Genomic DNA, 13,486 nt, shown 5'->3' on the forward strand with positions numbered 1-13,486 from the left:
GCCTCACGTTCCGCCATGCTGGCGGCACTCGCGGGGAGGTTTGCCGGCTGGTTAGAATTTCCGGATTCTCAAGGAACTGGCCATGCATACCACGCCGCCCACCGACCAGCCGTTGCCCGACGGTGATGACACCGACATCACCGTGCCGCCGACCATCCAGCGGCATCCGCCCGGCCATGGCTTGTTGGACGCACTCGATGTCGCCGGTCACGACGAAGTGCAACACGAGGCGGCACTGCGCGATTCGGCCTTGCGACCGCCGCGCTAAGCGGCGACGCAAGCCCTCCCTGCTTACATGCGGAACACGCCGTAACGCTGAGCCTCGATCGGCGCGTTGAGCGAGGCAGAGATGGCCAGGCCGAGTACGCGGCGCGTATCGGCGGGATCGATGATGCCGTCGTCCCACAGGCGGGCACTGGCGTAGTAGGGATGACCCTGGCGTTCGTACTGGTCGCGGATCGGGGCCTTGAAGGCCTCCTCTTCCTCGGCGCTCCAGCTTTTACCCGCCGCCTCGATGCCGTCGCGGCGCACCGTGGCCAGCACGGAGGCTGCCTGCTCGCCGCCCATCACGCTGATGCGTGCGTTCGGCCACATCCACAGGAAGCGGGCGCCGTAGGCGCGGCCGCACATGGCGTAGTTGCCTGCGCCGAAGCTGCCGCCAATCACCACGGTGAACTTCGGTACATGGGAGCAGGCCACGGCCGTGACCATCTTCGCCCCGTCCTTGGCGATGCCGGCGTTCTCGTACTTCTTGCCGACCATGAAACCCGTGATGTTCTGCAGGAACACCAGCGGTACGTTGCGCTGGTTGCACAACTCGATGAAGTGGGCGCCCTTCAGCGCCGACTCCGAGAACAGGATGCCATTGTTGGCGATGATGCCGACGGGGTAGCCATGGATATGCGCGAAGCCGCACACCAGGGTCTTGCCATAGCGTGCCTTGAACTCGTGAAACTCGGAGCCGTCGACGATGCGCGCGATCACTTCGCGGATATCGAACGGGCGGCGCGTGTCCTGGGGAATCACGCCATAGAGCTCCTCCGCGGCATAGCGTGGCTCCGCCGGCGCGCGCAGCGCCAGCGGCATGGGCTTCTTGCGGTTCAGGCTGGCGACGATATCGCGGGCGATCGACAGCGCATGTGCGTCGTTCTCCGCGTAGTGGTCGGCCACGCCGGAGACGGACGTATGGACGTCTGCGCCGCCGAGCGCCTCGGCATCCACCACTTCGCCCGTGGCGGCCTTCACCAGCGGCGGGCCACCGAGAAAGATGGTGCCCTGGTCGCGCACGATGATCGTTTCGTCGCTCATGGCCGGCACATAGGCGCCACCGGCCGTGCACGAGCCCATCACCACCGCGATCTGCGGGATGCCCAGTCCGGACATGCGCGCCTGGTTGAAGAAGATGCGGCCGAAGTGTTCCTTGTCGGGAAACACCTCGTCCTGCAGCGGCAGGAAGGCGCCGCCGGAATCCACCAGGTAGATGCAGGGCAGGCGGTTCTCCAGCGCGACTTCTTGCGCGCGCAGGTGTTTCTTTACGGTGATGGGGAAGTAGGTGCCACCTTTCACCGTGGCGTCGTTCGCGACCACCACGACTTCGAGGCCGTTGACCCGGCCGACGCCGGTGATGATGCCTGCGGCAGGCGCCGCGTCGTCATACATGCCGTGGGCCGCCAGTGGCGACAGTTCCAGGAAGGGCGAACCCGGGTCGAGCAGGGCGCGGATGCGCTCGCGTGGCAGCAGCTTGCCGCGGGCCGTGTGCTTTTCGCGGGCCTTGGTTCCGCCGCCTTCGGCGCTACGCGTCAGCTCGCGCTGCAGGTCGTCCACCAGGGCGCTCAGTTGTGCGCTGCTGGCCTGGAATTCGGATGACCGCGGGTCGATCTGCGAGACGATGACGCTCATGGGCTAGGACTGCCTTCGGGTTGAACCCCCGATGATAACGGCCCGGGCTCGGCAGCTGTACCCGTGACCCACACTAGCCAGGGGCAAAAAAAAACCGGCCGCACAAGGCGGCCGGTTTTCGGAAGAACATGTAAAGCTTAGTGACCAGCGGTCGAAGCAGCGGCCGGAGCAGCAGCGGTCGAAGCCGGAGCAGCAGCGGTCGAAGCCGGAGCGGCGGCCGGAGCAGCAGCGGTCGAAGCCGGAGCAGCAGCCGGAGCAGCCTGCTCGGTCGGAGCAGCAGCAGCCTTCTGAGCCTGGTCAGCAGCCTGCTGAGCCTGGTCAGCCGACTTCTGAGCGTCCTGCGCGGAATCCTGCGCGCCGTTGCTGCAAGCCGCCAGCAGCGCGACGAGCGCGGAGGCGAGTAGGGTACGCGTGAACTTCATGGTGAATCTCCTTTGCCGTGGAATGCCGTTTGGCGGGCGTATTAATAACGCTTTCGTGGAAAATGCGCCACAACTTTAGGTAAAGCACCCAAAAAACGGTTAACCGCCTTTCAGCGGCGGCCGTTTGTACGGCCGCCCCTGGGTCGGGTCAGTCGGGTCAGTCGATGCATTCGATGGCGATGGCGGTGGCTTCGCCGCCGCCAATGCACAGCGAGGCAACGCCGCGCTTGAGGCCGCGCGTCTTCAGCGCGTTGAGCAGGGTGACCACCAGGCGGGCGCCGCTGGCGCCGATCGGGTGGCCAAGCGCACAGGCGCCGCCGTTGACGTTGAGCTTGTCGTGCGGGATGTCGAGCTCGCGCATGGCCGCCATGGCGACCACGGCAAAGGCCTCGTTAACCTCGAACAGGTCGACGTCGCTGACCTTCCAGCCGGCCTTCTCCAGCACCTTGTGGATCGCCGTCACCGGCGCGGTGGTGAACCACTCCGGCTCCTGGGAATGGGTCGTGTGCGCGACGATGCGTGCCAGCGGCTGCAGGCCACGGGCCTTGGCATTCTCGGCCGTCAGCAGCACCACGGCGGCGGCGCCGTCGGAGATGCTCGAGGAGCTGGCAGCGGTGATCGTGCCGTTTTCCTTGCGGAATGCCGGCTTCAGCGTGGGGATCTTGCTGACATCGGAGCGGCCGGGCTGCTCGTCGATGTCGACCTTCACTTCGCCTTTGCGGCTGGCGACGGTGACCGGCGCGATCTCGCCGGCGAAGGCCCCCGCCTGCTGCGCGGCCTTGGCGCGTTCCACCGAGGTCGTCGAGAAGGCGTCCTGTTCCTCGCGGGTGAAGTGGTACTTGTCGGCACACACTTCGCCGAACACGCCCATGGCCTTGCCGTCGTACGGATTGGTCAGGCCGTCCCAGGCCATATGGTCGACCAGCTGGCCGTCGCCGTAGCGGATGCCGGTGCGCGCGTTGACCATGTGCGGCGCATTGGTCATCGATTCCATGCCGCCGGCGACGACGATGGCGGCCGAGCCGGCCTTGATCAGGTCATGACCCAGCATGATTGCCTTCATGCCCGAACCGCAGACCTTGTTGACGGTCGTGCAACCCACGCCGACCGGCAGGCCGGCACCCAGTGACGCCTGGCGCGCCGGAGCCTGACCGAGGTTGGCGGGCAGCACGCAGCCCATGATGACTTCGCTGACATCCGCGGCCGCGACGCCTGACTGCTCCAGCGCTGCGCGAATAGCCGTTGCCCCCAACGTAGGGGTAGGCACGCCGGTGAACTGGCCGAGGAAAGAGCCAATGGCTGTGCGCTTGGCACCGGCGATGACAACACTGACGTCCGACATGGGGATCTCCGCAAGTACTTGATGGGGCAGGGGTGCCCGGTAAATAGCCTGCGGATTATCGCAGTCCCCAGCCAAGCGGGGCAAACCACGCTTACTTGCGATAGCGGCGCGGCCTGACCGACATTTAGTTGCGTTTCCGTTGTGCCAATATGTCCTTCGTGGCGCGTAAGGCACGTGCGGGGGCACGCTCTTACGGGATCGCAGAGACGCATGGCAGGCTGATGGGGGTTGCTATGACGACGACTAAGCTGGGTTTGCGGCCGCGCCGCATGGCCGTGCTGGTGGCGATGGCCCTTGGGCTGGGTGCCTGTGGTGGAGGTGGCGGCAACAGTCCGGTGAAGATGGTGTCGACACCACCGTCGACGCCACCGTCTACCGCGATACAGCCGCCCGTCGATGCCCAGCTAGGCCTTACCAACACCTATGCCGCGCACGCCGCGGGCTACACCGGCACCGGTGTGACCATCGGCATCGTCGACACCGGCGTCATGGCGACCCACCCGGCCCTGGCTGGACGCGTGGTGAAGGAGCTGATCTATGTCGATCCGAACACCAATAACGTCAATGTCAATGACGTCAACGGCCACGGCACTTTCGTAGCGCAGATCGCCGCCGGTGCGGCGTTCGCGCAGTTCCCGGGCGGCATCGCGCCGGGCGCCGATATTGTCTCGGCACGCATCATTGACGACAACGCGCCCGATGATAACGGCTCGACCACGCCGCCCCCGGCGAGTTCGTCGGATGCCATTCCACTGGGCCAGGTCAGCGCCGACCTGATCGCCAATGGCGTGAAGGTGATGAACAACTCGTGGGGTGGCGTCAGCTGGAGCTCTACCGACACGGCGACCACGCAAAGCTTCCACGATGCCTACAACACTTTCATCAATTCATGGGGTGGGCTGGTGGTGTTTGCCGCCGGTAATGATGCGCAAGCCAATCCCAGTACCATCGCGTCGTTGCCCAGCCTGGCTCCAGACCTGGAGAAGGGCTGGCTGGCCGTCGTCGCGTTGGACAGCAACACTCCCACGCAGTTGGCCAGCTATTCCAACAAGTGCGGTATCGCGATGAACTACTGTCTGGCGGCGCCAGGCAATGTCATCGTCACCGGCAAGAACGACACCGCTACGAGCGTCTCCTACTGGATTGCCGAAGGCACTTCGCTGTCGGCGCCGCAGGTTTCGGGCGCCGCTGCGCTTGTTTGGCAGGCCTACCCGTATTTCAGCAACGACCTGGTGCGACAAACCCTGCTAGGCACCGCCGACCCGCTGGGTGGCTCACAGCCCAACACGACCTTCGGTTATGGCGGACTGGACGTTGGCAAGGCCGTGAATGGGCCGGAACAGTTCAACTGGGGCGACGTCACGGTCAGCTTCAGCGGCAACTCCAGCTGGAACAACCCCATCTCGGGCGCCGGCGGGCTGATCAAGCAGGGCACCGGAACGCTGACCCTGACCCAGCCCTCGACCTTTACCGGACTGACCCAGGTACAGGGCGGCATGTTGGTGGCCAACTCGCTGGCAGCCAACGTCAGCATCGGGGCACAAGGCGTGCTGAGCACGACACCGACGATTGGCGGTTCGGTGACCAATGCCGGTGTGCTGGCGGTGACCACCAGCGACACCATGGTGGGAGGCAACTACACCCAGCAGGGTGCAGGTCGGCTCGCCGTGGCGCTGGGATCCGCCCTGCGCGTCACCGGCACGGCGACGCTTTCCGGTGGTGACCTGTTTGTCCTCGGCATCAAACAGGGTTATTCCGCCAACCTGCATACCGACGTGTTGACGGCTGCCGGTGGCCTCAACGGCACGTTCTCGGCGCTGAACGAGGCCTCGGGTGTACTGCTCACGGCCACGCTCAACTACAGCGCCACCGATGCCTGGTTGAACGTAAGTCAGGTGCAGGCCAGCGCAGTGCAGGGCATGGCTTATACGCCGGCCTCGTTCGGTGCGGCCCAGCGGGTAGACGGCGCCTTCACCCAGATCAACACGCAGGTGGGGCAGGGCAGCGCGACCGGCGGCGGGGCGATACCGACAAGCTTCATCAATGGCGCCGCGAGCCTGCAGCAGACGGCGACGACCAGCGCACTGCAGCAATCGCTGTCGAGTCTTTCCGGCCAGTTGCACGCGGCCAGTGCGGCGATGACGTTCGATGCCATCGATGCCGGCACGCATGCGCTGTCCAACCGTTTCGACCAGCTCGCCTATGCCACCTCGGTGGGCGGTTGGGCACAATCGTTGAATGACTACGGCAGCATGAGCCGCAGCGGGTACGGCAACGTGGGCTATGACCTGAATGGCTGGATGGTGGGACAGGATCGCCACTTCGGCAGCAATGGCGTGTTTGGTTTTGCGGTCAGCCAGAGCCAGGATCTCGGCAGGCTCGACGAATTTGCCGACCAGGGGCAGAGCCGCGCCGTCGAAGGCATGCTCTATGGCGGCATCGCCCAAAACCAGTGGTACGCGATGGGACGCCTGGGCGTGGGCAGTTACCGCGAAGACATGCGTCGACACGTGGAACTGGGCAGCGATGTGGAGAGCGTGGCCAGCGACAGTAACGGTCGTTACAGCATCGCTTACGGCGAAAGCGGCTATCGCCTGTCGCTGGGTGGCGTCCACGTTACGCCGTACGTCAATCTGCAGTACGCGGATATCGAAACCGACGGCTTCAATGAGGTCGGTGGCGATGGCTTCGGCCTCAAGGCCAATGCGCAAACCGTACAGCGCTGGCAAGCCGGCGCCGGCCTGCGTGCCGGCGACGACTGGTCACTGGCCGGTGGCGGTCACCTGAGCCTGCAGGCGCACATGCTGTGGCAGCGTGCCTTCAGCATGCGTGGCGACGTGCTCGATGCGAGTTTCTCCGTGCTCAACCAATGGGCACCCGTGGGCGGCATCGGTTTGTCGCGCTATGGCGGCGATGCCGGATTGAGCCTGAATTGGGCCATGTCGGCGCGCTCCGCGCTGTCGTTCGGCATCGACCAGTACGTGGCCCAGCATGATCGCGGCAAGATGAGCACGCTGAACTATCGCCTGAATTTCTGAGGTGCGCGACGTTTCCCTCTCCCCTTTGGGGAGAGGGTAGGGTGAGGGGGCAATCTAGCGATCACGCTCAAACAGGCAGGCTTGTAGAAGCCTTACCGCGAGCACCCACCCCTCACCTCAGTCCTCTCCCCGGAGGGGAGAGGAGGAAGGTGGCGTCATGCCTTGCCGTGAAACAGCTCGCGGCCGATCAGCATGCGGCGGATCTCGTTGGTGCCGGCGCCGATCTCGTAGAGCTTGGCGTCGCGCAGCAGGCGACCGGCGGGGAACTCGTTGATATAACCATTGCCGCCCAGCGCCTGGATCGCTTCCAGCGCCACCTTCACCGCATTTTGCGAGGCGTTCAGCAGGCAGGCGGCGGGATCGATGCGCGACTTCACGTTGCTGTCGAACTGTTGCGCGACCATGTAGGCAAAGCCACGCGACGACTGCAGCGCGGTGTACATGTCCGCCACCTTGCCCTGCATCAGGCCAAACGTACCGATCGGCGCATTGAACTGCTTGCGCTCGCGCACGTAGGGTAGGGTGATGTCCATCGCCGCCTGCATCAGGCCGATCGGTCCACCCGAGAGCACCAGGCGCTCGGTATCCAGGCCGCTCATCAGCACGCGCACGCCTTCGTTGACTTCACCGACGATGTTTTCGGCCGGAATCTCGCAGTCTTCGAACACCAGCTCGCAGGTGTTCGAGCCGCGCATGCCCAGCTTGTCCAGCTTCTGCGCGGTGCTGAAGCCCTTCATGCCTTTTTCGATGATGAAGGCCGTCATGCAGCGGCTGCCGGCCGGGCGCGGTGCGGTGCGCATGTACACCAGCAGCACGTCGGCGTCGGGACCGTTGGTGATCCACATCTTGGAACCGTTGGCGACCCAGACATCGCCTTTCTTCTCGGCCTTGCAGCTCATCGAGCCGACCACGTCGGAACCGGCACCGGGTTCGCTCATCGCCAGCGCACCCACGTACTCGCCCGAACACAGCTTGGGGATGTACTTGCGACGCTGCGCTTCGTTGCCGTTGTGGAAGATGTTCTGCACGCACAGATTGGAGTGCGCGCCGTAGGAAAGACCTACCGAACCGGACGCACGCGAGATTTCCTCCATCGCCACCAGGTGCGCCAGGAAGCCCATGTCGGAGCCGCCGTACGCTTCGGGAATGGTGACGCCAAGCAGGCCCATCTCACCGAACTTGCGCCACAGGTCGGCCGGAAACAGGTTCTCGCGGTCGATGTGATCGGCACGCGGGGCAATCTCCTTCTCCGCGAAGGCATGCACGCTTTCGCGTAGCAGATCGATATCTTCACCGAGCGGAAACGGGCGCATCGCAAACTCCGGCCTGGAGGTGGGGTGGGAACGAAATGGTAGCGCAGTAAGCGCTTGGAGCTTTGGCGCAGCGCATCACGGGTTGGCGTGGCGCGATCGACGCGGACTTGCCGGTGGCGGCACGAACCCTTCGGGAACGAGGCTGCGGGCTACTTCCCCGGCGCGGACGAAAACACCCACGGGCGATAGCAGGCTGCGTTCCCATCGGCCGCTGTACCCTTATTCCACGTTGGCGAGCTTGCTTCTCTTCAGTCCTGCGGCGAGCGCCTGCTCGAACGGCAGGTGCACCACGGGGTCGGCCGCCATGCCCGCGACGGGCATGGCCATCAGCAACAGGGCGCACATGCCCAGGTGTTTTGCTTTCATGCGGTGGATCTCCTGGTTGGCGTGGGCCAGCGAGTAGATCGTGAAGAGCAGCGGGCGATGGTCATGACTCGCATGCGATCCATACCGTGCAGCAGCTTCAGCACAGCCCGCCGTTCACCGCCAGCACCTGGCGCGTGATGTAGCCGGCTTCCGCGCTCAGCAGGAACTGCACGGCGGCAGCGATGTCGTCGGGCGTGCCCACGCGCTGCATCGGGATCATCGCAAGGATTTCATCCAGTGGTAGCTCCGCGTCGAGCATGTCGGTGTCGATCAGGCCGGGCGCGACGCAATTTACGGTGATCCTGCGCTTGGCCAGCTCGATCGCTAGTGCCTTGGCCGCACCGATCACGCCAGCCTTGGATGCGCTGTAGTTCACCTGGCCACGGTTGCCGATCAGGCCGGATACCGAGGTGATGCAGACGATGCGGCCCGCTGCGCGACGCCGGATCATTGGCATGATCAGGGGATGCAGCACGTTGTAGAAACCGTCCAGATTGGTGCGCAGCACCTGGTCCCAATCATCACCGCTCAAGGCGGGAAACGCGCCGTCACGCGTGAGGCCGGCATTGCAGACCACGCCGTAGTAGGCGCCATGCTCGGCGACATCCAGTTCCAGCGCGGCAGCGCAAGCGGCGCGGTCGGCGATGTCGAACTGCAGCACGCGCGCCTGTCGACCCAGCGCCTGGATGCTGTCCTGCACGGCTTCCGCCTCGTCGCGGCGAGAGCGGCAATGCAGCACCAGATCGTAGCCAGCCGCAGCCATGCGCAAGGCAATGGCGCGGCCGATGCCGCGGCTGGAGCCAGTGACCAGGATGGTCTCAGACATGGTGGAGTTCCTCTGCATCCGGTGGACTGAAAACGGTGGGCCGCGCCTTGGCGCTCATGCCCGGCGCATCGATACGGCAAGCGAATACGCCCGTGCCGGCTTCATCATGAAAGTGACGCACGGCTTCGACGCGCAGCTCGCTGCCGGCGGGAAACGCGTCGGTTGTCGCATGGTAGTGCCGTGTGCCGAGCAGGAAACCGAGGCGGATGGGTTCGCTGGCGGTCAATGCATGACAGCCGGCCCAGGCGGCGATGGCCTGGGCCATCAGCTCGAGCCCCGCCCAGGCGGGCAGGCTGCCGTCGTCGGCGACGAAAGATTCGCCGGCACGGACGCGGCGGGTGCAGACAATCCGCTCGGCTTCGACTGCCCCGACGTGATCAAGAAGGATCATGCCTTCGTTATGCTCGGTCGCCGTGCCATGCAGGTTGAAGTCGTCGATCTGGCTTGCATGCGGGCCGGCGTCCCGCAGGGCGTCGCGCATGGCTTGTTGCGCGCCCACCGGATTCTGCGCATCGGGCCAGTCGTCGCACAGACGCCAGGATGACGGTGCTTCGATGGCTCGTTCTGCGAGTCGTCGTTGCGGGGCGTCAATGCAGGCCAGTCGCCCCTGTCGACGTAGCGAGGCCACGCCGTCGGCATTCAGCGACAGCACTACAGCGCTACGTCCGATGGCGACCCGCGCCACCACCCAGGGATGCGGGGCCAACACGGTCGCGGTGCCTTGCGCCATGTTCATGGCGTGGCTCGCAGGCGTCGCCGCAGCACCCACTCGCCGCCAAACAGCGTGCCCATGATGAAGTAGGCGATCAGGCCGTTGTAGAGCGTCCACCAACCCAGAGGCGCCCAGAGCGTGAGTACGGCAGATACCAGGCCATTGAACATGAAAAAGCCGACCCACACCCAGGTGACCTTGCGGGTGTACGGAATCGCTTCCGGCGGAAGCTCGGGCTCGCCCACGCGCGCAATGCGCTCCACCATCGGCGGGCCGTATTTCAGGCTGATGCCGAAGACGAATAGCAGCAAGGCGCTGATCAAGGTGGGGTACCAACGCAGCATGGCTGTATCACCGCTGATGGCGAGCAGCGCGCAATAGGCCAGCGCAGCAGCAATCATCCAGCGGCCACCTGGCTGTTTCAGCAGGCTCGGCGCACGGATCAGCCAGATAGCGCCCAGCACGAGCGCAAAGAGCGGCGTCGACACATGCTCCATGCCGAAATAGACCAGGAACGGGTACAGCAGCGCGATAACCGGCAACAGGAGGGTAGTCAGCTTGCGCATGCGGCCTGTTGCGCCTCAGTGAAGGTGGCCAGGCTCGCCACCGTGGCGAAGTGCTGGCGTGCATCGCGGGAATCGGAGGCGATCTGGAGGTTGTAGCGATTTTGCAGCGCCAATGCCAGCTCCAGCGCATCCACCGAGTCCATGCCTAGGCCGAACATCGGCTGTTCCGGCGAGATGCTCGTTGCTTGCAGGTGCTCGATGTAGAAGCTGTCGATGATCAGCTGCGCAATGTCCTGTTGCAAGGCATTCATGGCGAGGCTGGCTCCTTGAAATAAAGGTCGTGTAGGTGGTCGTTGCGTCGGCGGGAGGCTATCGGCAGCGGCGCATGGGCACTGAACCTGGCTGGATCTTAAGTCCGCGCCCACGCGCAGGCGCACAAGGAAGCGACGGTCGGGAATGCCGTAGCAGGGCTCGGCCTTGGTCAACGTGGTCGGCTGCACCGTGATCAATACCGGTGTGATCACCCACGCACCGCGCAGCGCAATGCGGCCTTACGACCTGCAGCGGCATGCGCGCCATCGGGCTCAAGCGCCGGCGTCGGATGGCCGGCAGATACGCGCAGTCGGACGGTTCGCATTGATCCAACGAAATTCATGGTTCTTGGGCCCAGGCCAGCCAGGCGCGCTATTGGGCAATGCGCACATGAGTGTCCCTGGGGCGCTGTTGTGATGGAAAGCCTGCTAAATGGACACCTGCGTAACCGGTCCCCCGTTGATGTGATTTGCGAGCGTAGGCAGGGCCGTAAATTTCAACGTTTGCTGCACGATTCTAGCCGAGCTCTTGCGACCAGCGGATGGCCGGGGCCGGCTCCAGTCGCCTATTCGGTCGCAAGGTCTCTCGATAAGGCGGCGAGGCGGTCGCGCTGGGAGAGCACATGGGTGAGCTGTCCAATCACCAGTCTGGCCGTTTCGTCATCGGCGCCCTCGAGACAAGGGACGTCGGTCGAGACCTGTTCATGCTCGTCCCTGGTCATGGCGCTGCGGTTGGCGAGGGATTGCGCCAGCTGCTCCAGCGCTTTCACGGTGATCCCGCCCACCTGGATAACAGTCTCGCGCGCGGGCCCCTCCAGCATCGCCTGGCGGTTCGCGCCCAGCGCCGAGAGTTGGCCCAGCAAGACGTGGGAGGTGGCCAGGAAGCGCAGCAGCGTCTCGCTGCCGCCACGGTGCCTTCCTGGCTCGCGCAGCATCTTGGCCAGCGCATTGCTGAGCGTGGCGTTGGCGTTGTGTGCCTCACGACGGGCCACGCGATAGTCCAGGTCGTCGCGGCGACCGCTGGCGTATTGGGCCATGATCTGGGCGAGATAGCGCGCGTCGCTACGCACCGTGTCGGCCAGCACGTCGTCGAACCGGCGGCCCTGCCAGTCCGGCAGGATGAAGTGCATCGCCAGCGCGGCAATGGCGGCGCCGATCAAGGTGTCGAGCAGGCGCGGCCACATCACTTCGTAACCGTTACCCACCTGGTTGAAGCAGAGCACCACGAACAGCGTGATCGCTGCGGTGGCGGTGGTGTAGCGGCGCAAGCGGGCGGCAAAGAACATCACGCCCGACGCCACGATCAGTGGCATCTGCCAGGGCCCGAAGGGCAGCAGGCGCAGCGTGGCCCAACCGAGCACGAGTCCGATGAGGGTGCCTGACACGCGCTGCACCAGCCGGATGCGCGTCGCGCCATAACTGGGCTGGCACACCAGCAAGGTGGTCAGCAGGATCCAGTAGCCGTGCCGTGGATGCACGGCATGCAGCACCGCATAGCCCACCAGCAGCGCGACAGCGAGTCGTAGCGCATGGCGAAAGCGGAACGATTGCCTGGTCAACTGCAGGCGGATGCGCGTCCAGGCTTCGCCGGGGGTTTGCGGGCTGGGATTCTGCAAGGCGCTGTCGGCCCCGGCCGCGGGCAGCTCGACCGGTGTTTCGCCTTGCAGTTGCGCCTGGATCGCCAGCAGGTTGCGCACCAGCGCATCGAGCGAGCGCAGCAAGTGCTCGGCGGGCGGATCGACTTGCGCGCGCAGCGCCACGACGGCGCTTTGCAGATCCCGTGCCGAGGCGCGGGTGTCGGTCGCCACGGGCGCCTGCGTGCGCAAGCGCAACGCTTCCGCGTGCTGGCTGCAGTTGCGCGCTTCCAGCTGCAGCAGGTGCTCGCAGCGAAACAGCACATCGCTGTGGAACAGCGCTTCGGCCAGGGCGTCATACGGGTAATGAGCGGAGCTGATGCGCTCATGGATGTCCTGCGCCATGAAGTACAGGCGCAGGCGTTCGGCGGTGGCGCCGCGCGGACGCCGCGCGCCCATGCGGTCGATCAGGACCAGTCGCGTGTCATTGAGCGCTTCCACCACGCGTTCGTTCTTCATCGCCAGCGCAAGCTGCAAGGCTTCGCGATCCACCCCATGGACGGGCGTGAACAGGGCCGCCTTGCCGGTGAGGAAATCGGCCAGGGCGTCGAACAAGCGCGCCAGCGAGTGCCGCACGGCCTGTTGCGGCGCCAGCACGCTCCACCCTAGCGAGAGCAAGCCGTACCAGGCCGCGCCCAGCAGCAGGATCAGTGGCTGGTGCCATGGGTGCATGGCGACGCCGGCCTGGTCGGCCCCGATCATCGTGTACACCGCCAGCAGCAAGGTGGCGCCTGCCACGGTGGCGTAGCGCTCGCTGATGGCGCCCAGCATCACCAGCACGAAGGTGGCCAGCGGCAGGCCTAGCGCGAACAGCACGGGGTAGGGGAACAGCCACTGCACCGCGAACGACGACAAGGCGAAGCAAGCCAGGGTCACCAGCAGGGTAGTCAGGCGGTTGCGCCAATGGTCCTCGGTCTCGGCCAGGGCGCAGGCAATCACGCCGAGCAGGGCCGGGCTCACCGCGTCGAGACGGCTGGTGGCAAAACACCAGCCCACCGCACCGCCCAGCGCGAACAGGACGCGCAGGCATTCGGCAAAGCGATCGGAACCGCGCAGGCGGCGCCAGCGATGGGCGAGGGTGGCAGCAGGCATGGGCGCCAGCATACGACGCAGACCA

Annotated in this window: 11 protein-coding genes and 1 pseudogene; 2 read left to right on the top strand and 10 right to left on the bottom strand. The window is 65.2% G+C overall.

What is annotated here, in order from left to right:
• Nucleotides 1–82 precede the first annotated feature (82 nt).
• The gene (locus OUZ49_RS03015; protein ID WP_266148456.1) at nt 83–268 is read left to right on the top strand and encodes a hypothetical protein; all 186 of its coding nucleotides are present in this window, start codon (nt 83–85) and stop codon (nt 266–268) included.
• 23 nt (nt 269–291) lie between these two features.
• Here OUZ49_RS03015 and OUZ49_RS03020 read toward each other — a convergent pair whose 3' ends face one another.
• The 3 genes and pseudogenes from OUZ49_RS03020 to OUZ49_RS03030 all read right to left on the bottom strand — a co-directional run bounded on the left by OUZ49_RS03020 (nt 292) and on the right by OUZ49_RS03030 (nt 3,663).
• Nucleotides 292–1,899 (bottom strand): carboxyl transferase domain-containing protein, encoded by a 1,608-nt coding sequence (locus OUZ49_RS03020; RefSeq protein ID WP_266148457.1) that lies wholly within the window; start codon nt 1,897–1,899, stop codon nt 292–294.
• Between the two features lie 146 nt (nt 1,900–2,045).
• Nucleotides 2,046–2,321 (bottom strand): annotated as a pseudogene (locus OUZ49_RS03025) (hypothetical protein); the annotation flags it as partial.
• Between the two features lie 157 nt (nt 2,322–2,478).
• Nucleotides 2,479–3,663, bottom strand: a complete 1,185-nt coding sequence (locus tag OUZ49_RS03030) for an acetyl-CoA C-acyltransferase (protein ID WP_266148458.1) — start codon at nt 3,661–3,663, stop codon at nt 2,479–2,481.
• Between the two features lie 233 nt (nt 3,664–3,896).
• On the opposite strand from OUZ49_RS03030, the gene OUZ49_RS03035 reads away from it, so the two are divergent.
• Nucleotides 3,897–6,701, top strand: a complete 2,805-nt coding sequence (locus OUZ49_RS03035; protein ID WP_266148459.1) for a S8 family serine peptidase — start codon at nt 3,897–3,899, stop codon at nt 6,699–6,701.
• A 155-nt stretch (nt 6,702–6,856) separates the two neighbouring features.
• Here OUZ49_RS03035 and OUZ49_RS03040 read toward each other — a convergent pair whose 3' ends face one another.
• The 7 genes from OUZ49_RS03040 to yccS form a co-directional block, all read right to left on the bottom strand.
• A complete protein-coding gene (locus OUZ49_RS03040; RefSeq protein ID WP_266148460.1) occupies nt 6,857–8,014 on the bottom strand; it encodes an isovaleryl-CoA dehydrogenase in 1,158 nt (385 codons plus the stop codon).
• 219 nt (nt 8,015–8,233) lie between these two features.
• Entirely contained in the window at nt 8,234–8,380 is a 147-nt protein-coding gene (locus OUZ49_RS03045) for a hypothetical protein (protein WP_266148461.1), read from the bottom strand.
• A gap of 97 nt (nt 8,381–8,477) precedes the next feature.
• Nucleotides 8,478–9,206 carry a 3-oxoacyl-ACP reductase FabG gene (gene fabG, locus OUZ49_RS03050; protein WP_266148462.1) on the bottom strand — a complete coding sequence of 243 codons (729 nt, stop codon included), beginning with the start codon at nt 9,204–9,206 and terminating at the stop codon, nt 8,478–8,480.
• Nucleotides 9,199–9,942, bottom strand: coding sequence for a hotdog family protein (locus OUZ49_RS03055; RefSeq protein WP_266148463.1), 744 nt, complete (start codon nt 9,940–9,942; stop codon nt 9,199–9,201). The genes fabG and OUZ49_RS03055 overlap by 8 nt, the downstream gene beginning before the upstream one ends.
• Nucleotides 9,939–10,484 carry a COG4648 family protein gene (locus OUZ49_RS03060; protein ID WP_266148464.1) on the bottom strand — a complete coding sequence of 182 codons (546 nt, stop codon included), beginning with the start codon at nt 10,482–10,484 and terminating at the stop codon, nt 9,939–9,941. The genes OUZ49_RS03055 and OUZ49_RS03060 overlap by 4 nt, the downstream gene beginning before the upstream one ends.
• Complete coding sequence (locus OUZ49_RS03065) at nt 10,472–10,735, bottom strand: phosphopantetheine-binding protein (protein WP_266148465.1); 264 nt, start codon at nt 10,733–10,735, stop codon at nt 10,472–10,474. The genes OUZ49_RS03060 and OUZ49_RS03065 overlap by 13 nt, the downstream gene beginning before the upstream one ends.
• Nucleotides 10,736–11,301: 566 nt before the next feature.
• The gene (yccS, locus tag OUZ49_RS03070; RefSeq protein ID WP_266148466.1) at nt 11,302–13,461 is read right to left on the bottom strand and encodes a YccS family putative transporter; all 2,160 of its coding nucleotides are present in this window, start codon (nt 13,459–13,461) and stop codon (nt 11,302–11,304) included.
• Nucleotides 13,462–13,486 lie beyond the last annotated feature (25 nt).

It is taken from the genome of Dyella halodurans (genome assembly GCF_026283925.1).
In the GTDB taxonomy this organism is placed as follows: Bacteria; Pseudomonadota; Gammaproteobacteria; order Xanthomonadales; family Rhodanobacteraceae; genus Dyella; species Dyella halodurans.